Source organism: Plesiocystis pacifica SIR-1 (assembly GCF_000170895.1).
In the GTDB taxonomy this organism is placed as follows: Bacteria; Myxococcota_A; Polyangia; order Nannocystales; family Nannocystaceae; genus Plesiocystis; species Plesiocystis pacifica.
Genome location: NZ_ABCS01000077.1, coordinates 16,349 through 40,771, shown reverse-complemented (window position 1 = coordinate 40,771; position 24,423 = coordinate 16,349). Strand labels below are relative to the sequence as shown.

The window sequence follows — 24,423 nt, the reverse complement described above, 5'->3', positions numbered from 1 at the left end:
GTCGTTGCGCCCCGGCCCCGCCGTTGGGGGAGGCCGCTTCGACGGGGTCGTGAGCGCCGCTGAGCGCCTCGCGGTGGCCCGCGGGTAGGCATCGGTCGTATGCTAACGGCAGAGGGTCACCGCGCCCGCGCCTCGCTCTCGATCTCGCCTCCACTCGACCCCAGCTTTTGTATCCGGAACTCGAATGAGCACCAGCACCCTCGTCAATCAGATCGCCGCACTCCAGGACTATGAGCGCTACGAAGACCTGAACTGGACCGGGAGCTTCGAGGACTACCTCGAGCTCGTCCGCAACAAGCCCAGGATCGCCCGGACCTCCCACGAGCGCCTCTACGACATGGTGCTGGCCGCGGGGGCCGAGACCTACGTCGACAACAAGAAGAAGATCACGCGCTACAAGTTCTTCGACGACGAGCGCCACGGGGGCCGCGACGCCATCTACGGCCTCGACATCCCGCTGATGCGCCTGGTCAACGTGCTCAAGGCCGCGGCCATGCGCTACGGCACCGAAAAGCGCATCATCTTGCTCCACGGCCCGGTCGGCTCGTCGAAGTCGACCATCGCCCGCCTGCTCAAGCAGGGCCTCGAGGAGTACAGCCGCAGCCCCGAGGGCGCCCTGTACACCTACGAGTGGACCCTGCCCGACTCTCTGCGCCACCTGACCGCGGGCGAGGAGGTGTTCCGCTCGCCGATGAACGAGGAGCCCCTCAAGCTGATCCCGCCCGAGTGGCGCAACAAGGCCATCCGCGAGTTCGGCCTGTGCGATCCGGGCGAGGCCGGGCGCATGGCCTTCACGCCCTACGTGCCCGGCCAGCTCAACCCGGCCTGCCGCTTCATCTTCCGCGAGCTCATGGCGCACTACGGCGGCGACTGGGGCAAGGTCATCCAGCACGTCCGCGTGCGCCGCATGCTGATCTCCGAGGAGGACCGCGTCGGCATCGGCACCTTCCAGCCCAAGGACGAGAAGAACCAGGACGCGACGGAGCTGACCGGCGACATCAACTACCGGCGCATCGCCGAGTACGGCTCGGACACGGACCCGCGGGCCTTCAACTTCGACGGCGAGTTCAACGTCGCCAACCGCGGGCTGATCGAGTTCGTCGAGATCCTCAAGCTCGACGTCGCCTTTCTCTATGACCTGCTCGGCGCCACCCAGGAGCGGCGCATCAAGCCCAAGAAGTTCGCCCAGACGGACATCGACGAGGTCATCATCGGCCACACCAACGAGGCCGAGTACGAGCGCCTGCTCGAGAACAAGTTCATGGAGGCGCTGCGCGATCGGACGGTCAAGATCGACGTCCCGTACATCACCAAGCTCCAGGAAGAGATCAAGATCTACGTCAAGGACTACAACCCCGAGAAGGTCCGCGGCCGCTTCATCGCCCCGCACACCCTCGAGGTCGCCGCGATGTGGGCGGTGCTCTCGCGCCTCGAGGAGCCCAAGAAGCAGAACCTCTCGGTGCTCCAAAAGCTCAAGCTCTACGACGGCAAGACCATGCCGGGCTACACCCAAGACAGCGTCAAGGAGCTGCGCAAGGAGGCCAAGCGCGAGGGCATGGACGGCGTGTCGCCGCGCTACATCCAGGACAAGATCGCCAACTGCCTGGTCAGCGACCGCGGGCAGACCAACATCAACCCCTTCCTGCTGATGAACGAGCTCGAGTCGGGGCTGCGCAACCACTCGCTGATCACCAGCGAGGACCAGCGCAAGCGCTACCGCGAGCTGCTCGCGGTGACCAAGCAAGAGTACGAGGACATCGTCAAGAACGAGGTCCAGCGCGCCATCTCGGCCGACGAGGACGCCATCGATCGCCTGTGCGCGAACTACATCGACAACGTCAAGGCCTACACCCAGCGCGAGAAGGTCAAGAACCCCTACACGGGCCAGGACGAGGAGCCGGACGAGCGGCTGATGCGCTCGATCGAGACCAAGATCGACATCGCCGAGAGCCGCAAGGACGACTTCCGCCGCGAGATCATGCACTACATCGGCGCGCTCGCGGTCGAGGGCAAGCAGTTCAACTTCCGGACCAACGAGCGGCTCTACAAGGCCCTCGAGCTCAAGCTCTTCGAGGACCAAAAAGACAGCATCAAGCTGACCTCGCTGGTCAGCTCGGTGGTCGACAAGGAGGCCCAGGAGAAGATCGACGTGGTCAAGCAGCGGCTGATCCGCGACTACGGCTACGACGAGGCCTCGGCCTCGGACGTGCTGACCTACGTGGCGAGCATCTTCGCCCGGGGCGAGATGAAGGGCGAGTAGCGAGCACCGCTCGACGGACCAGAGGGGGAGCCGCGAGGCTCCCTTTCGTTTTGGTGAGGCCCGGATCTGTGGCCTCGAGTCGAGTCAGATCTGTGACCCTTGGGACTGGAGGGCCCAAGCCCGACCGCCGGGGAGGGGGCCCTGCGCCAGTCAGCGTTAGTTCGTTGATTTAACTTTGGTTTCTGATCCGGGTGGAGAGCCGTCTCCAGCATTTCTCCACGTGCGGCGGCCCTACTCGTCGGGCTTGGTGATCTCCTGATGGGGCGGAGGGGCCTCCAGAGCTGCGATCGCAGCCGTCGTCGCGCCGGGAGACAGATGCATGTAGCGCTCCGTCGTGACCAGGCTGGAGTGTCCGGCGAGCTGCTGGATCACGCGCGCCGGGATCCCGCGCATGGCCAGGTGACTACAGAAGGTGTGCCGGAGCGTGTGCGGTCCCTTGTCGCGCAGCCCCGCCCGCTTCTCGACCCGACGCAGGCGCTTGTCGAGCAAGCCCGCCGTGAGTGGCTCGCCCGAGGGCTGGGGGAGCACGAGCTTGCACTCCCGCGGGAGCTGGCGGAGCGCCTTGTTCAGCCGCTGCGTCATGGGCAGCACGCGGATCTTGTCGTGCTTGGGCGTCGTGATGTGGCCGTGCCACTCCGCGCGCTCGACCGTCAGCCGATTGCGCTGGAAGTCGAGGGAGTCCCAGTGCAGCCCGCGGATCTCACCCGCGCGCAGCCCCGCGTCTCCGCCGAGCAGGACGATGGCGAGGTCAATCCCATCGCTCGGGGCCTTGGCCGCGAACTCGCGCAGCCACGCGAACTCGTCGAAGTCGAAGAAGTCCATCTTCTTGCGGACCACACGCAAGCGCTTGATCTCCACCGGGACCTCCTCGATCACCTTCCACGCCACCGCCGCCTTGAGCAAGGTGCTGAGGGTCGTCTGGATGTTGTTGATCGTCTTGTTCTTGCGGGTCTCCCCGAGCTTCGCCTTGAAGCGTTCCAGATCTTCTTGCTCGAGCTCGTCAAGGCGCTTGTCCCCGAAGGCTGGGAGGATGTGGATCCGCAGGTGCCGCTCGATCGACTCGGTGTGGCTCGGCTTGGCGCCGTTGCCCTTGACCTGCCCCTCCACGTAGCGGGGCGCGAACTCGGTGAAGGTCGGGACCTCCTTCTTGGGTTGGGCCGTGTCCTCTCCCGAGGCACGGCGGGTCGGCCCATGAACCAGCAGGTAGCGCTCGCGCTCCCTGCCCCAGCGCAACGACGCGGCCTTGGACGAGTGCGGCGACTTGCGGCGCTCTCGGTGGCTCTTGCCGTTGGGCAGGCGGGTCATGATGTCGACTTCGTAGCCCCCGTTGCGGTAGGGGCGGATTTTCACGGTCATCGTGGGTCGCTTTCTCAACCACGAGCCGCTGCTGCTTCGCGGGGTCCATCCTAGAGGATGGGACGCCGAGACGCTACGGTGCGGAGGGTTGTTCCACGAGCCTGGTCCTAAAAAGGGCTGGGACACAAGCCGGCTGAGCGACGGGTGGCGGAGACCACGTGACTGCGTTGGTGCCTGACCAGTCGGTTTAGAAGGTCACCCTAGGTCCACCTGGCGCGGGCTCCTGCCGTTGTCATTCGGTACTCGTAGCAGACCTCTCACGACCCCTCGCTTGGCCTTTCGCCAACGCCTAACCTCAAGTCTCGCAGATACTCCACATAGTCCTAGTTAAGCTTGCTCGGGTCAAACCGCGCAACAGGGAACTCCAAAACACGCGTCCCCTCTTGGAAGAACTCTGCTTCGATTCTGAGAGTCCGGGCCTTCTTAAGTTTCTTCATGAAGCTTGATTCCCGGCGTAGAAAAATAGATTCGGTACTGTGATCCGAGGGTCCAACTGCCCGCCAGCGCTCCGTCTTTCCGTCGTCAAAGCGAACCATTACTGAGCACCCAAGTGCACACGTAAACTGACCACGCTCGATGGACAGGATTATGTCGGTCCCACTCTCATGACGAACCATGAGGGTTGCTTGCTGTGTGCCTTGGTAAGGGAAGTCAAAATCGAACATATTGCTACTCTGAACAGCCGCAAGCGACACTGTCCCACCCATGGGGTCCGCACGCATGTCATACAGCCACTTGCTTGGCGGAGGCATATTCTTGAGACAAGCATCAAGCTCAGCATTCAACTCTTGCACCCGAGTATAGCCAGGATCCGACTCGACGAGCCCCTCGACCTGCTTGCGCGCAGATTTTACTTCGGAAGGATCTTGGCACTTGCCTTTCTCGCCAACGACCGCTTCGGCTCGCTCTATCCAAGCAACTGCTTCTCGAACGCGTCGATTTGCGTCAAGCTTTGAGGTGAGCAAGTCATGTCGAGGCATGAGGGCTGCAATCTCTTCTGGAATTGGGTCGAGTTGCTTGTATTCCCCAATGGACGCAGTAACCTCTTTCATCTCGTCACCCGCTTCCTGCCATTTATCTTGTTGAGTCAAACTCTCAACAGCATCAAGTTTGGCGGCATAATCTTTGGCCGCCTCACCAGCTTTTGCATTCAACTCAGCCTCATGCTTGGCCCTGACGGCAGCCGCCTCAGACTTTTGCTTCTCCCTCTTTTCTTTCTCGGCCGCATCACTGTCAGCCTTCTCTTGTGCCTCACGAGCCTCTTTCTTTTGAGCATCATACTCTGCGACGCCACCCATAGCGCCACACGTAGTCACGGATACAGCAAGCCCAATCCCAACTGCCGCCAGTAAAGCCGTTCGGCCAGAATCTGGAAATAGCAGGTTAAGTGGCCCCTTCATTTTCCCGATAGCCCCTGCGATAGCCCATGCCAAGAGTACTGCCCCAAGCGCTGCACCCCACCAGCCAATCAGCAACGAGACTAAACATAGGACCAGGGATCCAACGATTACGAGCCCTCTGCGGCTATCCTTCTTCTTAGTGGCATTGTTCGTACGGGGAGGCGGTGCAACAGCACTCCCTACTGGAGCACCCACCACGTTTATTGCGCCACAAGTAGGACACCGAAACTGTCCCCCAGCGGGATTAACTGCCAGTAAATTATGACACTGGTGACACTTGATCTGCATCGTGTTTCCTCGACCTCAATTCAACCAACAATAGCCAGGGTAGCCCCATACAGTCAAGCTCTGTACGACTATCCTTGAGATAGATGTCTGGCATATATGGGTTTTGGAAGTAACGGTTGCAGACCCCTCGTTCTGCCACCAGGCAGAGAATCATTCGTTCGTCAAGTGCACGTGGCGCGGAGACTGGTTCACGAAAGGCCTAACTCAAGCCGGAGAGCGATTCGCCCGCGCCGAAGAATCCCTCGCACGGTAGAGGGAGATACCGATAGCCGGCTACCGATCTGCGTCGAGTTCAGGCCCTCTTCGCAGGCAAGCCGGAGGACTTCCCTCTGGAGGGTCTGAAGTCTGAGAACGGCCCCCCGAACCTCGTCTAGTATCCGTCCATGCCTGGCGAGTGCGCTGATGTCCTCGGGACTGGCGAACTCTGGCATCGTCCCCATCGTGATGGGCTGGCTCCGGGCCTTGCGGTGCCAGTCTGTACAACGCCATCGAAGCCAGAGGGCGAGCAGGGCTCGCGGCGGGTAGCCCTCAAGTCCCTCTGGTGGCCTTTCGATCAGCTTGACCCAGATCGAGTTCACGATGTCCTCGGCGACATCTGACGCTACCCGGCCACGACGGAGCGCATACTTGACGGCCCAGCCATGGTGCTCGGCGACAAAGCTAGCAATCCCAACGTCATCGGCGCGGAGGAAGGCTTCGAAGGGGGAGCAGCGATCGTCCATGGTGGGGAGCTAGTCGTTTACCATGGTGCCGACCTGGGATGGAAGACCTCCCAAATCCGTTCGACTTCGAGTTCGACGAGAGCGAGTTGGCCTCTGACCTGGACGAGCTCGAGGTCGACGATGTCCCGAGCACGGCGGGGCTCTCGATCGCCCTGGAGTTCGAGATCTCGCGGGTCTGGAAGAAGGTCGGGAAGCCTTACGAGGAAGTCTTCGTGGCCGGTCGCTACCGGCTCGAACGTCGGGTGGGGATTGGTAGCTATGGTCGAGTGTACGAGGCCACCGACCTGGAGCTCGACCGCCGGGTGGCCGTGAAGGTGATGGCCCTGGGGGATCCGGCGGTGGCAGACCGGGAGGGGAAGGCACTCGCGGCTCTGGACCACCCCAACGTCGTGCGAATCATCGATCGCGGGCAGCATGCCGACTACCGCTGGCTGATCCTCGACTTTCTCGACGGCCCCAAGTTGAGCGACTGGTGCCAGGAGCGCCCTCCCGCGCGGGAGATCATCGCTCGCTACTTGGAAGCAGGCCAAGGGCTCGATGCCGCTCATCGGCGGGGGCTCGTCCACCGAGACTTCAAGCCCGGGAACATCATGCTCCACCGAGGCAGGGCTGTGGTGACGGACTTTGGGCTCGCCAGGAACGCGGAGTCGCTCAACGGCTACGAGAGCGAGCAGTTGATCGCGTCCGGCACGATCCAGTTCATGTCCCGAGAGCGGCTCCGCGGGAGCCCTGGCGACGAGCGCAGCGACCAGTTCGCGTTTTGCGTCTCCCTTTGGTGGGCCCTGACAGGTGAGTTTCCCTTTGGGCCTGCGACAGGGCTAGAGAGCTACTACAAGGCGCTGGAAGGTCCCACACGCGGTGGAGGTGCGATCAAGCGACGCGTTCGCAAGGTGCTCAAGCGTGGGATGGCCGTCGTGCCAGGGGAGCGGTGGCCGTCCGTGGCCACGCTCGTGGCCGAGCTCGACGACGCCGCGAGCCCGCGGGGCTGGTCGTGGCTCGGAGGCTTGCTCGTCCTCGGGCTGACATCCACGGCCTTGGCGGTGAAGCTCATGCCGGTCCATCAACTCCACGTGGAGTACGAGCTGTCGAAGCTCGATGCCGCAGCCTTGGAGGTCGTCGAGCAGGTGGACAAGAAAGACGCTACCAAGACCATCGGCGCGGTGACGGCCGGCTACCTCGAAGCTCGCGCGCGAAAAGAACAACGGCGCTTCGTGGGGATCGCCAAGTTCGCGGCGAAAGAGCTCGAAGAGTTGGGCTACGGGCACGAAGCCATCGATGCCTGGTGGATGGTCCGACACCTCTACCTCGACCTCGGCGACCGAGAGCAGGCGTTCACCGCCGACGAGAACCGTCGGAAAATTGAACACGCTCTTTGAGCGCTACTCGCCTTCGACATACTCGAAGCACGTCACGGTCCCGTCCTCGTTGCACACGCCATCAACGCACCAAAGCAGGGTCCCCCCGCAGTCATAGACCGGCCAGCAGACGCCGTTGATGCAGCAGATGGTCTGCTCCGTGCCCCCCGACGTTCCATCGTCGTACGACTTCGGTGAACACAACCCCTCCACGGAGCAAGCGTTCTCCAGCGGGACGTAGGCCACCACGAGCTGTAGGACAGGGTCCACGACTTCTCCGAAGCGCACGTGAAAGGGAACCGACCCAGCCCCGCAGGTGGTCGACCCTTTGAGACGAACCTCCCCGGTGGGATCGAGGCACACGTCCTCGTCTAGGACCGGGGCACCTGGCCCCGTGTACTCGCAGACCTTCGAGCTGTCGCAAAGATCTCGGTACTCCGCGCTCGCCGACGCAGGTGCAGTGAAGAGCGCAAAGGCAACCAGGCCCGCGACTGAGAGAGTGAACTTCCTCGACATGTCGGGATTCTACTCAGCCACCCAGGAACTCCGCGCCAAGACTGAGAAGCGCGAGAGTGGACGCGCTCACTCTGGCCAGCGGTTCAGGTGTTTTCGCAGGTGAGGAACTCACCGGCAGCGGACGCCGAGACTCCAGAGCACTGAAGCACGGCGTTCTCAAACTCATCGATGCACGTGAGGTGCTGACTCTGCTCGCATCCATCATCGATACTCGTCGTCAAGCAAACGGAATACAGCTGGACGGCGTTCGTAGCGCAACTCAAGAAGGACTTGGGGTCCTCTTGGTCTTGGATCGCCTCACGCATGCACTCTTGCCGCTCGGAGCCCACGATGCCGAAGGCGGCCCCGCACTCGGCGGCGTTGTCAAAGCCGAGGACGAGCGGACACTGGCAGACGAGCTCTTCGGCGCCGCCCAACTCGCCCGCGTAGTCCTCGACCTCCTGAGAGATATCAGGCTCAGCGCACGCGCACGCGAACACGAGAGAGAGCAAGGTGAGGGTCTTGCGCATCGACGGGACTCTATCACTCCTCGTCAGCCTCGGGGTCCCGCCGTCGAAGTGCCACGGCCCCCGCGACACCGACCACTGCAGCCGCTCCTATGGCGACCGCTACTCCGGCGCGCTCACCAGCAGACCAAGGAGGCGAAGCGTCGAGCCGCCGAGCTTGTCGCGCGGGCTTCGGCGCTCGACTGGCGAGGGCGTTGATGCCCGCGAGCGCCGGCTCCACCATCACCTTGGGACGCCTCGGGGCGCGGGCGGGCTTTTCCTGGGGCGCAAGGAGCTGGTGACCGAGGCCTGGACTGCCGTCAAGGATCGGGTTCGTCTTCGGCATCTTCACTCCGGACTTGACCAGCTCCGCCCGATACTCGGGGTCGCTCACGCGTCGCAGATTCACGCTCATTCGCTTTGGGCTCGAAAGCAGCTGTGTCCGCGAGCGGACGAACTTGAGTGCGAGTTCGTCACTCTTGAGCTTCCCGGAGCTCCGGTACAGCGCGCCAGCTCCCGGAGGGATGTACGCGACCTCGAGGGTGTCGAGGTAGTGAGCCTGCATGGCGTAGGCATCCCGGCAATACGGGGCGATGATCTCAGAGAAGATCGAGGACGCGAAGGACACGGAGAACCGCTCGCTTCGCGGGTCTTGGATCAACGCCAGGGGGTGTCCAGGATCGCGGCCCCCGAGGACGGGCCCGGCGTCACTGTGATAGGCGGTCATGAGCGTCGCCAGCCGCGACAACTGCCCGCGCCAGCCCGCGCCGCGGTACGTCGTCCACTCCCGTTGAATGAAGTCCCAGAAGCTCTCGAAGCATGTCCGCCAGCTGTCGAAGACCTGGACGAAGTCCACCGTGAACAAGAGCGGCCCCGGCTGGACGATCATCTCCAACAGGTTCAGCAGGAGCTTGTTCATGGACGGATAGAAGGCCCCCACGTTCTCTCCCGGTGTCGTCGCGTTCAGCGGGGCCCCGCCGTAGGCCCAGCCGACCCCCTTGGTCGGCCATACCGACTCAGCAGTGACGCACTGGCGGCAGTCCTTGGTTCCATCGAAGGACTTCGGCGACTGCCAGCATGGCTTGTCGACACCACGACATCGAAGCGCGTAGCGGTCCACCGGGGTGCCGCGAACGCTCTGGTAGAACCGATGGGAGGCTTGGAGGACCCGCAGGCTGGTGGTCGTCCCCGGCATGAACCCGAAGGTCGAGCCGTCGCCCGGGTCGAAGTTGAACTGGGTCTCGCCTCGGGGTCCCCGAGCCTTGCTTGGGTTGCCCTGCTGCGCCGCGACGCCACCGCCCCGGTACTGGATCTTCCAGGGCATGGTGTGTCGGTACGCGGGCAGAAACAGCTTGGTGTAGTTGGCGTTCGAAGCCGCCTCGATCTTCCCGTCAGGGTAGACAACGCCGCCCGAGCCTGCGCGGCGGATGAACTCGAACACCCGGTTCACCTGCCAGCTGTCGGTCGCTGGCTCCTCGGACTGAAGAGGGGGCAGGCTGACGTTCTTGGCGAGCTCGGAGTTGCGGTGGGTGGCCCAGACATCTGCTGCCCAGACCGCGGCGGCGATCACCTGCGCGACGGTCTGCGCGATCATGTTGGACTGGCCGGCGATCTGCTGGAGCGCTTGCAGGCCCGCGTTCTTGAGGAGGTCGGCGACGAGCTCCTCGGGCGCGGCGCCTCGGTTGTAGGCGTCGAGGGTGAACTGGATGTTCTTGTAGACGTCCGCGAGCGCGCTGGTCAGGGGGCGGCCGACCGTGGGCGTGAGGCCGACGCGGGTCCCGACCTCGTACAGGCTGATCTGGGTCGTCGAGATCCAGTTCATCCAGTCGGCCTTGGCGAAGGTCTCCAGCGCGAGCTCGCCGTCGATGCCGATCGAGGGGTCGAGGATCGAGTTGGCGAAGACCTCCTTGCCGGGGAGGTGGGACTTGAACTGAAGCCAGCCGGTGCTCTCCGGGAAAATCCGCGCGAGCTGATTGGTGGCCTGGTCCCGGTGTGTCGCGTCGGGGCGTAGGAGCATCGTCTTCGAGTCTGCGCGCCCCGGCTCTGGGGTGGAACATCCCGCGGGACGGGCCGCGAGGTCAGTAGTCGTCCAGGATGATGCGCTCGGTGGCGAGTTTGCCCATGATGAACTCCGCCGCGAACTGCTCTTGACGGGTCGCAACCTCGCGGAAGATCCGGGTCTTGAACAGCTTGTCGACGAGCGCCCCGCAGCCCGCCAGCGCGGTGTTCTCGTCCTCAGTCTTGCTCAGCCGCTTGAGCGTCGTCATGACCTCGTCGGCGGCCTTGCGCTTCTCCGAGGGCGTGCCGTAGAAGCACATCACCAGACGCTCGGACTCCAGGCTGATCTTCAGGTAGCGGAGCGCGTCTTGGGCCACGCGGAAGCGGGGCAAGGTGCGAGCTCCCGTGACGACCCCTTCCAAAGTGCTCTGGATCGTCGGCAGAGCTCCCACGGCCGACTCGCCCACGTCCTTGACGAACTTGAAGAAGGACTGGATGCGCTCGGTTCGGTTGTGCTCGGTGATCGCGTGGAGCCGGATCTCAAGGGTGTGATCCTCCTGGCTCACCAGGTTGTCGAACGCGCGCTGCTGGAACTGGAGCGCGCGGTCGAGGATGCCGTGGGCGTTCTCGATCGTCTCCGGCGCAGCCCGGTTCACGCGCTCGAGGTGCTCGAAGAGCTTCTCGCGGTCTCCGTTGAGCTTGTCGATCAGCGTGTCCTTGACGCGGTCGAGTTGTAGCCACGCGGCGCGCTCATCACCGATCATCCCGCGGATGGCCTCGTCGATCGGGGCGCGCTCGCGGGTCTCGCCATCGTCGTAGCGCGAGCGCTCGCCGCTGAGGTTGCAGCGCTTGCCGTCCTCGAAGAGGATCGTGTCCTCGCTGCCGTAGCCGCGGATCTGGAAGTCGCACACGGGCCCCTTGGCCCTGGTCCAGAGGACGGCGACGCTCCACAGGTCGCGGGCGACGTCTTCGAGCTGCCTGGCGCGCTGTTCGGGCGGGATGTTCTCGACGAGCGCCCACTCGAAGTGGGTCTCGGGCAGTTCGAGCTCTTCCCAGGTCTCAAAGTCGGCTTGCTCGAGGTCTTCGAGGGCGAGGTTGACCGGCACGAGAGGACGGTATCGACCGCCGCCTCGACGCCAGAGCATGCGGACTCGGGTGAGCTCCGTGTCGTGTTGACGGAAGAACTCGGGCCACTCGGGAGGGGTTTGCGTGGGGGCTCGCTTCTTGGCTCGCTTGGGCATGGTCGAGGCTTTCTTGGCGGACGTGGGGCAGTGCTCGCGGGGAAATGAGGCGGAGCTCAGCCCGAAATGGCAGTGCAATTCGGCCGTGCAAATGGCAGTGCTACGCGCTCAAGCTAGCTTCGATTTTTTCTGACGTCGCCGGGCGCGAGGGCTGTTTTGGTGCCGGCCGCGGGGCGGCCCCATCGTCGAGCCTGCGCGGCGGAGGGCTCTCCCGACGACCCGTTCGTGCGGTGGCCGTCCGCGCGGCGAGCTTGGCTGGGGCCCCGAAAGCGCGTCAGACTTACTGGTGATGATGAAGAGGGAGGTCCTGCTGGCGCTGGGGGGAGTCGTCCTCGTGGGGGGCGCTCTGATCCTCGGGGGGCTCTACCTCGAGGGGCTTCTCAGCGAGCCTCAACGGGCCGTGCACACGCCGAAGATGCCAGACGGTCCCGTCCATCTCGACATCGATGAGTCGACGCTGACGGGGTCGCGGATCGACGCGGAGAGCTTCCTGGCTGAGCGCGAGAGGGGTACGGGTGCTCCGTCGGAGACGAGCAAGCAAGAGACGAGCTCGACACCGAAGGAGCGAACGACGCCCGCCGCACCACTGAAGGAGACTGGGGCGAAAGAGCAGGCGCAGGCGGCCGATCCGAAAGCCGAGGCGCCCGAGCCTGAGCCCGCCACGGAGCCACAAGCTCAGGGTGGTGAAGAGTTCGCGGAGACGGGCATGTACGAGAGGCGCCAGCTCGACGGGGACGTGCTTCACGCCCTGGGCCTGTTGGTCGAGGACGCCTTCCCCGGCTACACGCACGGGCTTCAGTACGAGCCGGGGATCGGCGATCAAGTCCTGCTCGCGTCCGCGTCCAAGCTGGTCGGGGCTGAGCGGGCGAAGCCCCACTACTTCGCCGCCGAGATCCAAGGCTTCGAGGAGGGGGAGGTCGTGCTCGACGTCCTCGCCCGCCTCGACACGAAGGGCGCGCGTCACCAGGACTCCCCGGGGTGTTGGGTGAGCGTGGGCGACAAGCTCGTGGTCCACCCGCTGTGCGTGCTTCGGGTGATCAAGATCCCGGCGAAGGCGGGTGCGGATGACAAGCAAGACGAGCCGCTGGCGACGCCTGAGCCCGCTCAGGCCGAATCGGCTCCCCCAGCCTCCCCAGCTCCCCGAGCTCTCTCAGCTGCTCCCCCGACAGCTGCCCCACCTTTGAAGGTCGAGCCGCCTGCGATGGTCGTGCCCAAAAACCGGCGCAAGCGCTACCGGGTCATACCCGGCGGGCAGATCGAGCTGCGGCCGGAGAAGATGGCGACGCTGCCACGCGGCTCGACGCTGCGAGTATCCCGCGATGACGTGGAGATGCGCGTCATCGAGGTCGACGGCACGCGAGCGGTGATCAGCCTCGAAGGTGTCGCCGGCGAGGTGAACGTGGCACTGCTCGTGCCCAAGGGCGACCGTGAGCGGGCGCTGTGCAGTTGGAAGTTCGACCTGGCGAAGGTGGCGTGATGGGCTGGTTGGGGAAGCTCGCCGTGGTTGGGGCCCTCGTGGCCGTCGGGGTCGTGGTCGTGCAGCGCTACGGGGCTCGCCTCGCCGATGAGCGCGACCGCAAGGATGAGGCCGCCCGAGCAGAGCGGAGCGCCGCGGAGGATGAGCTCGCCGACGTGTTCACGCGTTGCCAGGCTGACCGGTGCGCGGGCTACAGCTGCGTGTCTCGGGCCGAGCTCGGCGACTTCCAGGTGCGCGAGGTCGCGGCCGTGCTGTCCAAGCGCTGGCCGATGCTCCGGGAGCTCGGGCAGTCGAGGATCAGCGAGGGCGACCGGGTGGGGGTCGTGCTCGAAGTCGGCAGCCAGCCTGGAACGACGACCCGAGAGCTGCTCACCGCCACGGTGATCGCCGTCGACGGCGAGGACCTCATCGTCGCGCCCAGCTGCGCGCCGCGAGAAAGCGAGCGCCACGGGGTCACCTGTCAGAGTCTGGCTCTCGTCCCTCGGCGCACGATAGTTGGGTGGGCGACGCCTGAGGACCCCGAGCAGGATGGGGAGCTCGAGCGTTGGGAGGGAGCGGCGCGGGTCCGCTACGTGCGTGAAGGTGAGCCGATCCAGCTGAGCTTCGGCGCGGCGACGCCCAGGGCCTGGACGATCGAGCCCCGGGGAGCGGCGGAGGTCGTGGAGCTCGGCCGTCGGGACCGGGCGACGACGATCGCCCTGCGTCGAACCCAGCGCGGGCGGGTGGAGTGCGAGCTCCACGGAGACACGGAGCTGGGCGAGGGCCTCTCGTTGGGGCGGTGGCGCTTCGTCGTCGTCTGACTGGAGAAGAGCAGAGAATGAAGACCTGGCAGATCATCGGACTGGTTGCGGCAACGGGCCTGGGCATCAGCGCGGGGCTCTGGTGGTTCCTGAAGCGTCACAAGGCGAAGCGGGACGCGGCCGAGGCGGAGACAGAGGCCAAGCCGAAGAACAAGCCGAGCAGGCGGGTGGTCGATGACGAGGTTCCCCCTCGGCCGGCGACGGGGCATCTGCTCGGCGTCGACGAGCTCGACCCCGAGCTCCGAGCCAAGCTGGATGAGCGCTTCCCCGACGGATGGCCGCCGACCGACGAGGTGATCGACAACCTCGAGCCCAAGGACGTGATCGTCGTGGCCGTGCAGAGCGATCCCCAGGGACCCTTCGAGCGGACGCAGGTCGAGCTCATGGAGGTCACGGTGCTGGAGGTCGGCGAGGAGACGGTCGAGACGCGGATCCGGCCGGCGGTGATGCTCGCGGAGCACTTCGGGACCTTCGCCGGCCATGGCCACCGCGCGGGTGAGCGGCTGACGGTGCCGCGGGACAAGATCCTCGTGGCTGCGCGCGAGTCTGGCGAGCAGGCGACGGGCTACGGCAGCAAGGGGCATCCCGAGGGTCGGCTCAAGCCGGATTTGACCGCCGTCTACAAGGTCAACCCCGAGACGCCCTACGACCTCATCATGCCCTACCGCACCGACGAGATGGTCTGGACGACCAACCGGGAGAACGTGAAGTTCATGCGCGTGGGCGAGCACGGGCTGAACGAGCAGATCATGTTCTGCGAGGACGCGGCGCGCGGCTCGGTGACGCTGCGCGCGATCGACAACGACCCCGAGATGGGGAAGGTGTTGATCGGGCGCTGGAACTTCGAGATCTCCGCCTGACGGCATGAGCTCAACGTGAGCGAGCCGGGCCCCGGGATGGGTCCGGCTCGTCGTCGTGGTTGGGGTTGTGGAGACGAAAACGGGTCGATGTGGCCACGGAGAACCGTGCCAAGTCGGCCCGATGGTCGTCTCCAGGATGTCTCCACCGACTCGCCGGGATCAGGCGGGACGAGAGAGACTGAGGAGCACTTCTAAGGAAGCGCCAAACTGGCCCAGAACCCCCACCACATGCGAAACAGCAGCGATCTCGGTGGGTTGGGTTCGAAGGGGGTAAAGGGGAGGGGGACCCGTGACGGCTTTGCCGGCGCGGGGGAGGTGGCTGCGAAGCCCCTCCATCAAAGCTAGTACCGCGTGTCTGAAGTTCGTGCCGGGTTTGGGGCATCGCTGGGACCCGAGGGCAAGGAGCCGCGACGACGCTGTGGTGGACCCCACTGCGAGGAGCGGCGACACAGCCATTCGGGTTCCAGTGCCGCTCCAAACCCGGCGCGGACTTCGGACACGCGGTACTAGAGAGCGCTGGCAATCAGCCAGCGCTCGGGTGCCCGTGGAGCTGCGCCATGCCCCAGTGCAGGTTGGGCACGCCGGGGAGCCCGAGCAGCTTGCCCAGGCTGGCCAGGGCGACCTCGACCTCGCACTCGCGCACGTGGCCCCACAGCGGGGGGCGCTCGGCGATCAAAAAGCGCGGGCTCTGGGGCTCGCAGTGGGCGGGGTCCTCGACGTGCACGTGGGCCCGGCAGCTCAGCGGGCGGTCGGCGTACTGGCTGCAGCTGCCGTCGTCGCCGAGGATGGGGCAGGGGTGGCCGAGGCGGCGCCAGCCGATCTGGGCCTCGCGGTAGCTGGGCGCGCTGGTGTCGAGGGTCTTGTCGCGGAGCAGCTCGACGCCGCCGGCGGACTGGTGCAGGTGGCGCTGGAAGGCGCGGGCGAGCTCGACGGCGCGTTGGATCCGCTTGGGCGCGCGCTCGGGGACGTCGCGGCGCAGGGCCCGGAGCATGCGCAGGGCCTCGATGGGCAAGATCGGCGGGAGGTCGGTGCAGCAGGCCGAGCAGCGCGGGGCGCAGGCGGGGTCGATGGCGGCGGTGTGCAGCAGGTGGGCGAGGTAGACGTCGAGGGCGGCGTAGGCCTCGTCGAGCAGGGGCCACACGCCGGCGGGCACGGTCAAGGTCGCGTCGTTGGCCGCGGCGCCGCCTTGGGTGCCGCCTCGAGCGTGGGCCTGGGCGCGCCGCTCGAGGGCCGACTCGACCAGGCGCTGCGCTTTGTGCAGGGGCGCGAGCACGGCCTCGAGGCGCGCGCGCGACTCGGGCTGGTCGCGCGCGCGGTGCAGCTCCTGGCTGCGCTGGGCTGCGGAGCGACCGTCCTCATCGACCACGCGAAGGCGAACCACGGTGCTCATTTTTACCACGGCGCGATGGCGGCTAAGGTCTCCGGCATGCGCCCTCGCACCCCACCCGCGCCCCCGACCGCTCGAGCTGCCGCGGGCGCGCTGCGGCTTCGGAACTCCGCGCTGCTCCTGGTCGGTCTGGCCGGCTCGCTGAGCGTCGCGAACCTCGGCTGCGACGCGGCCAGCGGCGAACAGAGCACGGAGGTCCCGGGCTACGTCGACGCGTCCTCGCCGGACATGCGCCGCGTGCCACAGGCGCTGCGCGACGAGGATCTCGAGGGCGCGCGGGCGCGGGGGCTCGAGCTGTGGCGGATGCAGCGGGCGCAGGCCTTGACCGACGCGGCCCTCGAGCGCTACGGCGGCGCCCGACCCCCGCGCACGCTGGGCATTGCGACCATCGACCCGGTGGGCAATTCCGGGGAGGTCGCCTACTTCGCCTGGGACGCGGCGAGCCTCGAGGACGGCCGCGCCGAGGCGGGCGAGGCCCGGCGGTGGTTGACGGTCTCGGTGGCCCTCGACCCCGACGAGGCCCTCGAGCCCGTGGAGATCACGACGGCGCCGACGGAGGGTCAGCGCCGGGCCCTCGACGCCATGGCGCGAGCCCTGGCCGCCGCGCAGGCCGAGTATCCCGGCGGAGACTGGCGGCTGTTCGTATTCCGCGAGGTCGCGCCGCCGAGCCCAGGCAAGAAGAAGGCCAAGAAGGTGCGCGGGCAGACGCGGGTGTACTTGATGGGGGTGTCCGCCGACAGCCCGGACCTCGAGCTGACCGTGCTCGACGGCCAGGGCAAAAAGGGCGCGCCGGAGCTCGGGCTGATCCGCATGCACGTGGCCGCGGGGGCCAAGGGGAGCTCGGAGATCGCCACGCCGGTCACGCCCCCCGGGCCGCCGAGCCTGGCCCGGGCCTACGCCCGCGCGGCGGCCCTGGGCGCCCCGGTGGAGCTCGTCGACGCGACGGGGATGCGCTACCCCATCGAGGCGCCGCGTTGACGGTCTGCGTCAGCCGGCGGTCAGGTTGAAGGGGTAGATCACGGTGACCTCGGCCCCGCCCTTGGGCTTGGGGAACTTCCAGCGCTCGATGGCCGAGGCCACGCAGGTCCCGACCCCGGCGTCCGCGAGGGTGCTCTCGCTGACCGCTGCCGAGCTGACCTTGCCCGAGGCGGCGATGGTGAACTCGACGGCCAGGCGCCCGCCCTCCTCGGGGTTCTTGGCCAGGGCGGCGTCGTAGCAGCTGCGGACCTCGTTGATGTGGGCCCGCACGATGCGGCGGATGATGTCCTTGTCGAGGCCGTCGCTGGACACCTCTGCCTTCGCCTGGGTGACCTTGGGGACCCGCTCACCCCGACCGCCGAAGCCGTAGCCGCTGCCTGCACCGTCGCCCTCGCCGTCGCCGATGGTCCCGTCGAGGGGCAGGCAGTCGAGCTCGTCGCCGATCTGGTCGCACACGGCCTCGACCCCCGCGCAGGACTCGCCCGCGCCGAAGAGCTCGCAGCCCGTGCACAGGCCGGTCTCGCAGGCCTGGCAGCAGCCGTCGACGGTCTCGACGTCGAGGGAGAAGCAGTCGAGCTCGCCCTCGACGCGGTCGCAGCTCGCCGAGGTCTTGGCGCAGCTCGCCCCCGCGGCCAGGAGCTCGCAGCCGGTGCAGCTCATGGTGTCGCAGCTGTCGCAGCAGGCGTCGAGGTCCATGGCGTCCTCGGTGCTGGCTGGCGCGGCCGGGCTGGGCTCGCTCGCGGGCTCGGCCGGGGCGGCGTCGGCCTGGGCTGGGGTGGCGCTCGCGGGCTGGCTCTTGTCGCAGGCCGTCGCCAAGCCCAGGGCGAGGACGCAGGCTCCGATCCGTGCCGTTCTATCGACGCTTCGATGACGCATGGCCCGAAGCTAGCATCGCGAGCTCGCGTGGGACCACTCCCATGGACGAGGCCCGCAGCCAGGCTGCGCGCGCGCCCGAATGAGCCAGAGTCACAACTGGCTTCGCTTGGGGGTCGCTTCGCTGGGGGCGGCCTACTTCGCCTGGCTGCGGATGATCCGGACCAGCGCCTCGACGACCTCGGGCTTCGAGGCCAGGTCGGCGTTGGGGGCCATCACGTCGCTCAGGCCCACGGAGGTGCCGCCCTTGACGATGACCGTGGCGATGCGCTCGTTGGTCACGCTCGACTGCCAGCCGGGGTCGCCGAAGGAGCGCGGCTTGACCAAGAGCGCGGCGGAGGTCGGTCCGTCGCCCTTGCCCTGATCGCCGTGGCAGGTCACGCAGCGGTCGACCCAGATCTTCTTGGCCTCGACCTTGGGGTCCATGCCGCCGCCGCTGTTGCAGGCCGTGGAGGAGGCGAGCAGCGCGATGATGGCTGCGATGGACGCGGTCGTGAGGATGGCGAGGGCGGCGGTGGCGCGAGACATGGACGGAGCGAGCTCGGGTTGCGAGCGCAGGGAGAGTACACGGCTGCGGGCGGGAGGCCAGGGCCCGGCAGCTTTTGCCGCCTCGGGCCTATACTGCGCGCCTTGGCCTCCCCCTCGAAATACCTGGCCCACTACTCGGAGGGCCTGCGCGCGCAGGTTCAGGGGCTCATCGACGACGGCCGACTCGGGGAGGTGCTCGCGCGCCGCTACCCCGAGGGCCACGAGATCCAGAGCAACGCCGCGCTCTACGAGTTCGCGATGGGCATCAAGCGCGCCAAGATGAGCCAGTCCAAGCCGCTGAGCAAGGTGCGCTACTGCGACAAGATCAGCACCCTCAACCACGCCCTGGGTCTGCACACCTACGCGACCCGGGTCCAGGGCGCGAAGCTCAAGACCAAGCACGAGCTGCGCGTGGCGAGCGTGTTCAAGCAGGGCCCGCTGGCCTTCCTCGAGATGATCGTCGTCCACGAGCTCGCCCACCTGCGCGAGCGCGACCACGACAAGGCCTTTTATCGGCTGTGCGAGCACATGCTGCCCGAGTACCACCAGGTCGAGTTCGACATGCGCATGTGGCTGACCTGGCGCGAGCTCGAGGGCAAGCCGGTGCGCGAGCGGAAGGCGAAGAAGGCCAAGAAGCCGAAGCCGGAGTGAGCGGCGCGAGCCTGGAGGCGCGGGTGCGCGGGGTCGAGGCCTTCGCGGAGCTGCTCGATGGCTTGATTGCCCAGGCGTTGATGGCTGGGTGAAGTCGATGGTCTACGGGGTGAATCGGAGATCGTCGATGGTGAGGGTCCAGATGATGCCTGCGCCGTCTTCGTACTCGAGCTCGAAGGGGGCGAACTCCCAGCCCGTGCTGGTCTGCCAGAAGCTCGAGCGCGTGGCGTTGACCATCTCGACCACGCGGCTGCCTCCGTCAAAGTGGACCGCTGCGATGAACACCGCATCCCCTGGTGTCACGACCCACTTCGTCCCGAAGATGAGGGGCTCGAGGGGTCCATCGAGGGCCAGCTTGGAGTCGTAGATCGGCTTGGGATCTGCGCTCGGCCCGGCAGTTGGTGTCGCGCCGATGAGGTTGAGCTGCGAGACGATCATCGCGGTGGTCGCAGAGTTCGTCGCCGTGGTCATGGCCGAAGCGGTCGTGTCGAGGGTGAGGCCTTGCGTGCCGAAGGTCGAAGACAGAGAGAGGCTGGCCCCCGGCGCGAGCGAGGACGACGCCACCGCGTCGTAGCCGGGGACTGCGACGCTCGCCGTCGGAATCACCGAAGTGTTGTTGTCGTCCCAGTTCACGCAGGTCGCCCATTCGGGGACGGGGTCGGGGTCGGGGATGTCATGGACGGTCGTCCAGTCGTCGATTCGAGAGGCCCCGAGTGTCACGGTCGCGCAGTCGTTGGATGTCCAGCAAAACGCGTAGGTCGTGCCCCCGAGCTCGTTCCACGCGGCTCCCGAGGGACCCGGAGCCTGCTCGTACAGGCTCCAAAAGCACTCGTCGGTGTGGGTGTCGATATGCTCGGCCATCTTGGCCATCTGGCCCTGGATCAGCTCCTCGTGGTCTGTATCCGGAGGCAGCTCGGCGGCGAGCTTCTCGATGAAGGCCGGCATCCCGATGCAGGCTTGCTGCACGGAGTCGGCGATGCAGTTGTTGACGTAGGGGGTCTTCTCTGCCTGCCCCGCAGCGTTGAGGTCGTAGTCGTATGGGCCGCAGCAGGCTGCGACGAGGGGGGTGTCGTAGGCGTCGGGCTGCTCCCACCACGTGGGGTTCGAGGCGCCGGGGCCGGAGTCGAAGGACGTCCCACTCTCGAAGTCGTAGGTTGTCCCGGCGACCACGACGGTGCCCTCGAAGGAGAGAGCCAGGATGCCGGTGCACTGGTGGCGGTAGCCGAAGGCGTTCAGGCCTGACTCCGACAGACACACGCCGGTGGGGACGAGCACGGGGTTTTCGCCGGTGCCGAGCTCGTCGGCTCCGTCGTCGGCTGGGGGCCTCGGCTCGAACGACGACGAGGTCGGTGAGGACGCCGAGACGGGCGAGACGGGCGAGACGAGCGAGACGAGCGAGGGCGAGACGAGCGAGGGCGAGACCAGCGGGGGCGGGTCCGACACGCCGGCGGGCCTCGACCGTCCCGCGGATCCGGTGGTCGTGCTGGGGGCCCAGCTCCCGGCGCTGACCCAGGTCGACGCGGCCTACGCGCGGACCATCGACGCCGAGGGCCGCGGGGCCGACTGCGGCGACGGGGAGTGCAGCGAGGGCGAGGCGAGCAGCTGCGCCATGGACTGCGCGCCCGTCGACGGGAGCTGCGGCGACTCGATCTGCGAGCCGCCGGAGAACTCGACCAGCTGCCTCGCGGACTGCCCCAACGGGGGCGGGGGCGGCATGGGGGCCGAGTGTGGCAACGGCGCGTGCGATGGGGTCGAGAACCAGCTCTCGTGCGCGCCGGACTGCTGGGCGCCTTTTAGCAACCAGGTCGCCTGCGTCGAGGCCAACTGCGAGGGTCTGCTCGACGCTTGCGCAGACGAGCAAGAGTGCGTGGACGTGACCGTGTGCGTGGGCGGCTGCGTCGCCGGGGGCGGGGCGCTCAACGCCTGCCTCACCGACTGCGCGGCGCAGGTCATGCCCGCCCAGGTCAACCTCGACACGGCCAACGCGATGTTCGCTTGCGGCAACATGGCCGGCTGCTTCTGAGCGAGGCGGCGCCCCCGATGCGGCCAGGGGCGAGGTGCAAGTGGCTTGCGTGTTGTCTCTGGCTACACTAATTTGAGGCTCTGTGGACGATACGGCCTCACCCACGGACCGCGGACAGCCGGTCGCGGCGCGCCGCCAAGCGTGGGAGAGGGTCGAGCCCCACGCCTCGGCGGTGCACAGCTACTCGGTGCTCGGCTTCGTGCTCGAGGGCGAGGCGGTGGTCGACCAGGGCCAGCGCTTTTGCCTTCGCCCGGGCGACGCCTACCTGATCCCCGCGGGCTCCCAGCACCGCATGGTGTCCGCCGACAGCCTCGAGTTTTGGGGCGTCCGCTTTTGCCCGCCCTGCTTCGCGGGCACGGAGGTCGGCTCGCTCTACGGACCCTTCGACCGCGTGCGCGCGGGGGCGTCGACGGTGGTCCCGATCCCCGACGCGCGCCGCGAGTTCCTCGCCACGCTGTGCGCCGAGCTCGACGCCGAGACGACCGCGCGGGCGCCGAGCCCCCACGGCGCCCTCGCCCAGCGCAGCTTGCTCTCGCTGATCCTCGCCGAGGTCTCCCGGGCCGCGACCGCCGTGCACACCAGCGAGGTCCCGGGGAGCCTCGTCGGCGACGCCCTGGCCTTCATCGAGCGCCGCTGCCTCGAGCCGATCACCGTCGGCGACGTCGCCAGGGCGGTGCACCGCTCGCCCGCCCACGTGTCGACGGCGCTGCGTCGGGCCACGGGCAAGTCCGTCAAGGCGTGGATCATCGAGGGGCGCCTCGCGGAGGCCTGCCGGCGCCTGAAGTACACCGACGAGATGGTCGAGATCATCGCCGAGCGCGTCGGCTATCGCGACCCCACCCACTTCATCCGGCTGTTCCGGCGGCACTACGAGCTGACCCCGGCGGCGTGGCGCTCGGCTGCTCGGGCGCCGTTGGCATAGCCAGGGCGAGGTTCATCGCGGCCGCGGTCCGGCTCCCGCTCGCTGCGGCGAGCAGCGCCGCTTGCATGCGCGTGGTCAGGTCGCCCGCCGCGTGCACGCCGGGGATGGAGGTCTCGCCGGTCGCAGCGTCGACGCGCACGTAGCCCTGCTCGTCGAGCTCGGGGTCGAGGGCGCGGACGAGCTCGACCTGGCGCTGGGGCGGGTGGGCGTAGAGGACGTCGATGGCCACGCGCGCCCCCGTCGACAGCTCGACGGCCGCGAGCGCGCCGTCCTCGGTGACCAGGCGGGCCGGGGCGCCCTCGAGCTGGACGCCGAGTCCTGCGAGCTGGTCGCGGACCGCGTCGGGGAGCGCTGCACCCTCGGCGAGGAAGCCGGTGACCCGATCGGTCCAGCCGCGCAGCAGGGCCGCGAAGGGCAAGGCGTGGGCTTCCTGGCCCGGGAGCAGCAGGAAGCCCCAGCGCTGGTCTTGGACCTCCCAGCCGTGGCAGTAGGGGCACTGGTAGGCGTGGGTGCCCCAGACCGCGTCGAAGCCGGGCAGGGGCAGGCGCTCGTCGATCATCCCGGTGCACAGCAGCACGCGCTTGGCCGTCAGCGTGGGGCCGTCGACGAGGGCGACGCGGAAGGCTCCGAGGGAGCCGCCGATGGTCGATACGCGGGCGTCTTGGGTTTCGACCTTGGGGTAGCGCTCGAGCTGGGCGCGGCCGAGCTCGCGGAACGCGTCGGGGGGCGTACCGTCGCGGGTGACGAAGTTGTAGATCTTGGCCGCGGCCGCGTTGCGGCGCGGGCCGTTGTCGAGCAGGAGGGTCCGCCGACGGGCGCGGCCGAGGGTGAGGGCGGCGGCGAGGCCTGCGGGGCCGCCACCGACGATGATGACGTCGTAGAGCACGATCGAGGCATAGCCCTCGATGGGCGAGGAGGGCAGGGCGAGGCCCTCGCTGCGATCGGCGAAATCGTGGATCGCAGCGAGCCTCACCCATTGGACCGTGCCGTAGGTGGGAGCTGCGGGGTTCGCGACGCTTTTTGGGGAGGTCCGGCGCTGGAAGTGTGCAGTGCGCACCTGTGTGCCAATGGAAAAGTGCGTAGTTTGTTAAGCGGATTGTGCACTGTAATCGATTGCAGTTGTTCTCGAGTACAGTTGAAGGGCATCAAAATGAGCTAGAACGCGGCATTCGCATGTCCCTACGGACACTGTTTTGACCAAGGTACACTCTTAATTTGTTGCTCGAGCCAACCAAACAAATTGGTTTCACTTGGTTTATTGTTCATATATAGATGTCTCCAGCTGGGTGATGCGCTCGGTTGTGGGATCATGAAGAAGTACATCTCGTTCTGTGGTATGGCCATTGTCTCTCTCGCGTTTGCTTGTAGTAGCGAACCGGATACTGGTGAGGCTGAGCTCCTCGCCGAGCTCGAGGCCGAGGAAATCGTCGAAAACCTGATGGTCGCGGGCTTCCCCGCGGAAGAGATCGAGGTCCGCGAGGACGAGGTGATCGTCGGCGGCGACGCGGTGGTGACCCTCCAGGCTTCGCGCGAGATGGCGGGCGCGCGCCAGGTGGCGCCCCTGTTCGAAGACGAGGAGGAGGCCTTCCGGCAGTACCGGACCAACAACCTGGTCAATTCGCCGAAGACCATCAGCGTGATCGGCTACACCGGAGGCGGCAACGCCCTCGACTCGACCATGCAGACCGCCCTGCAGATGGCGGTTCAGAACTACAACGAGATGAACCTCGGCCTGACCTTCACCCTGACCACGGGGACGAACTACCAGGACAAGGACATCGTCGTTTACAAGGTCAGCGGCAACGGTGGCGGACAGGCCGGCTTCCCGGAGAACGGCAACCCCTACAAGTTCGTCCAGATCCAGAGCGGGACCTCGAACTTCGGCACGGACGTCGTGGAGCACGTCATCACCCACGAGATCGGCCACTGCGTGGGCTTCCGCCACACGGACTACTTCAACCGCTCGATCAGCTGCGGCTCGGGCGGCAACGAGGGCTCCAGCGGCGTCGGGGCGCAACACATCCCGGGCACGCCGACGGGCGCCGACATGAGCTCGATCATGCTGGCCTGCTTCAACTCCGGGGTGAGCGGCGAGTTCAGCAGCTACGACCGCACCGCGCTCGAGTACCTCTACCCGGGCTCGGGCTCGCCCGACCCCGATCCCGGTGAGCCCGCGCCCGGTTGTACGGGGTACTGCGGCGGCTACAGCCAGTCGGGCGCGTGCTACTGCGACTCGGTGTGTGAGAGCTACGGCGACTGCTGCGACGACAAGGCGGCGGTCTGCGACTAGCCTCCACGACCTG

22 protein-coding genes are annotated in these 24,423 nt (G+C 66.8%); 10 read left to right on the top strand and 12 right to left on the bottom strand.

The window, feature by feature from the left end:
* Positions 1-184: 184 nt before the first annotated feature.
* The gene (locus PPSIR1_RS29775) at positions 185-2,260 is read left to right on the top strand and encodes a PrkA family serine protein kinase (protein ID WP_006974931.1); all 2,076 of its coding nucleotides are present in this window, start codon (positions 185-187) and stop codon (positions 2,258-2,260) included.
* A 231-nt stretch (positions 2,261-2,491) separates the two neighbouring features.
* Here PPSIR1_RS29775 and PPSIR1_RS29770 read toward each other — a convergent pair whose 3' ends face one another.
* The 3 genes from PPSIR1_RS29770 to PPSIR1_RS51335 all read right to left on the bottom strand — a co-directional run bounded on the left by PPSIR1_RS29770 (position 2,492) and on the right by PPSIR1_RS51335 (position 6,026).
* Positions 2,492-3,616 carry a tyrosine-type recombinase/integrase gene (locus PPSIR1_RS29770; protein WP_006974930.1) on the bottom strand — a complete coding sequence of 375 codons (1,125 nt, stop codon included), beginning with the start codon at positions 3,614-3,616 and terminating at the stop codon, positions 2,492-2,494.
* A gap of 323 nt (positions 3,617-3,939) precedes the next feature.
* Complete coding sequence (locus tag PPSIR1_RS48425; RefSeq protein ID WP_157596112.1) at positions 3,940-5,091, bottom strand: hypothetical protein; 1,152 nt, start codon at positions 5,089-5,091, stop codon at positions 3,940-3,942.
* Between the two features lie 401 nt (positions 5,092-5,492).
* The gene (locus PPSIR1_RS51335; RefSeq protein ID WP_086001820.1) at positions 5,493-6,026 is read right to left on the bottom strand and encodes an RNA polymerase sigma factor; all 534 of its coding nucleotides are present in this window, start codon (positions 6,024-6,026) and stop codon (positions 5,493-5,495) included.
* Between the two features lie 38 nt (positions 6,027-6,064).
* Here PPSIR1_RS51335 and PPSIR1_RS44215 point away from each other — a divergent pair, with 38 nt between their 5' ends.
* Complete coding sequence (locus PPSIR1_RS44215; RefSeq protein ID WP_006974928.1) at positions 6,065-7,402, top strand: serine/threonine-protein kinase; 1,338 nt, start codon at positions 6,065-6,067, stop codon at positions 7,400-7,402.
* A gap of 3 nt (positions 7,403-7,405) precedes the next feature.
* Here the strand turns inward: PPSIR1_RS44215 and PPSIR1_RS29755 are convergent, their stop codons facing one another.
* From PPSIR1_RS29755 to PPSIR1_RS29740, 4 genes are all read right to left on the bottom strand, one after another.
* Positions 7,406-7,897, bottom strand: a complete 492-nt coding sequence (locus PPSIR1_RS29755; protein ID WP_006974927.1) for a hypothetical protein — start codon at positions 7,895-7,897, stop codon at positions 7,406-7,408.
* Positions 7,898-7,980: 83 nt separating this feature from the next.
* Positions 7,981-8,406, bottom strand: a complete 426-nt coding sequence (locus PPSIR1_RS29750) for a hypothetical protein (RefSeq protein ID WP_006974926.1) — start codon at positions 8,404-8,406, stop codon at positions 7,981-7,983.
* 13 nt (positions 8,407-8,419) lie between these two features.
* Complete coding sequence (locus tag PPSIR1_RS29745) at positions 8,420-10,399, bottom strand: hypothetical protein (protein ID WP_006974925.1); 1,980 nt, start codon at positions 10,397-10,399, stop codon at positions 8,420-8,422.
* A 61-nt stretch (positions 10,400-10,460) separates the two neighbouring features.
* Positions 10,461-11,486, bottom strand: coding sequence for a hypothetical protein (locus PPSIR1_RS29740; RefSeq protein ID WP_006974924.1), 1,026 nt, complete (start codon positions 11,484-11,486; stop codon positions 10,461-10,463).
* 424 nt (positions 11,487-11,910) lie between these two features.
* Between PPSIR1_RS29740 and PPSIR1_RS29735 the strand changes: the two genes are divergently transcribed.
* The 3 genes from PPSIR1_RS29735 to PPSIR1_RS29725 are packed head-to-tail and all read left to right on the top strand — an operon-like array spanning position 11,911 to position 14,758.
* On the top strand, positions 11,911-13,098 hold the full coding sequence (locus tag PPSIR1_RS29735) for a hypothetical protein (protein ID WP_006974923.1): 1,188 nt from the start codon (positions 11,911-11,913) through the stop codon (positions 13,096-13,098).
* Positions 13,098-13,898 carry a hypothetical protein gene (locus tag PPSIR1_RS29730; RefSeq protein WP_006974922.1) on the top strand — a complete coding sequence of 267 codons (801 nt, stop codon included), beginning with the start codon at positions 13,098-13,100 and terminating at the stop codon, positions 13,896-13,898. The genes PPSIR1_RS29735 and PPSIR1_RS29730 overlap by 1 nt, the downstream gene beginning before the upstream one ends.
* A gap of 17 nt (positions 13,899-13,915) precedes the next feature.
* A complete protein-coding gene (locus PPSIR1_RS29725) occupies positions 13,916-14,758 on the top strand; it encodes a hypothetical protein (protein ID WP_006974921.1) in 843 nt (280 codons plus the stop codon).
* 523 nt (positions 14,759-15,281) lie between these two features.
* On the opposite strand, the gene PPSIR1_RS29720 is transcribed toward PPSIR1_RS29725, so the two are convergent.
* Entirely contained in the window at positions 15,282-16,139 is an 858-nt protein-coding gene (locus PPSIR1_RS29720; RefSeq protein WP_157596111.1) for a YkgJ family cysteine cluster protein, read from the bottom strand.
* Positions 16,140-16,184: 45 nt separating this feature from the next.
* Here PPSIR1_RS29720 and PPSIR1_RS29715 point away from each other — a divergent pair, with 45 nt between their 5' ends.
* On the top strand, positions 16,185-17,123 hold the full coding sequence (locus PPSIR1_RS29715; protein WP_086001817.1) for a hypothetical protein: 939 nt from the start codon (positions 16,185-16,187) through the stop codon (positions 17,121-17,123).
* 9 nt (positions 17,124-17,132) lie between these two features.
* On the opposite strand, the gene PPSIR1_RS29710 is transcribed toward PPSIR1_RS29715, so the two are convergent.
* On the bottom strand, positions 17,133-17,999 hold the full coding sequence (locus PPSIR1_RS29710; RefSeq protein WP_086001816.1) for an AgmX/PglI C-terminal domain-containing protein: 867 nt from the start codon (positions 17,997-17,999) through the stop codon (positions 17,133-17,135).
* Between the two features lie 132 nt (positions 18,000-18,131).
* The gene (locus PPSIR1_RS50360) at positions 18,132-18,524 is read right to left on the bottom strand and encodes a c-type cytochrome (RefSeq protein ID WP_006974917.1); all 393 of its coding nucleotides are present in this window, start codon (positions 18,522-18,524) and stop codon (positions 18,132-18,134) included.
* Between the two features lie 102 nt (positions 18,525-18,626).
* Between PPSIR1_RS50360 and PPSIR1_RS50355 the strand changes: the two genes are divergently transcribed.
* Entirely contained in the window at positions 18,627-19,175 is a 549-nt protein-coding gene (locus tag PPSIR1_RS50355; RefSeq protein ID WP_006974916.1) for a M48 metallopeptidase family protein, read from the top strand.
* A 102-nt stretch (positions 19,176-19,277) separates the two neighbouring features.
* On the opposite strand, the gene PPSIR1_RS29695 is transcribed toward PPSIR1_RS50355, so the two are convergent.
* Positions 19,278-20,450 carry a hypothetical protein gene (locus tag PPSIR1_RS29695; RefSeq protein WP_006974914.1) on the bottom strand — a complete coding sequence of 391 codons (1,173 nt, stop codon included), beginning with the start codon at positions 20,448-20,450 and terminating at the stop codon, positions 19,278-19,280.
* Positions 20,451-20,463: 13 nt separating this feature from the next.
* Between PPSIR1_RS29695 and PPSIR1_RS44210 the strand changes: the two genes are divergently transcribed.
* Entirely contained in the window at positions 20,464-21,198 is a 735-nt protein-coding gene (locus PPSIR1_RS44210; protein ID WP_006974913.1) for a hypothetical protein, read from the top strand.
* An 82-nt stretch (positions 21,199-21,280) separates the two neighbouring features.
* The gene (locus PPSIR1_RS29685) at positions 21,281-22,120 is read left to right on the top strand and encodes an AraC family transcriptional regulator (RefSeq protein ID WP_086001815.1); all 840 of its coding nucleotides are present in this window, start codon (positions 21,281-21,283) and stop codon (positions 22,118-22,120) included.
* Here PPSIR1_RS29685 and PPSIR1_RS29680 read toward each other — a convergent pair.
* Complete coding sequence (locus PPSIR1_RS29680; protein WP_006974911.1) at positions 22,044-23,093, bottom strand: NAD(P)/FAD-dependent oxidoreductase; 1,050 nt, start codon at positions 23,091-23,093, stop codon at positions 22,044-22,046. The genes PPSIR1_RS29685 and PPSIR1_RS29680 overlap by 77 nt on opposite strands.
* A 363-nt stretch (positions 23,094-23,456) precedes the next feature.
* Between PPSIR1_RS29680 and PPSIR1_RS29675 the strand changes: the two genes are divergently transcribed.
* Positions 23,457-24,410, top strand: coding sequence for a M57 family metalloprotease (locus PPSIR1_RS29675; protein WP_198154642.1), 954 nt, complete (start codon positions 23,457-23,459; stop codon positions 24,408-24,410).
* The last annotated feature ends 13 nt before the right edge of the window (positions 24,411-24,423 follow it).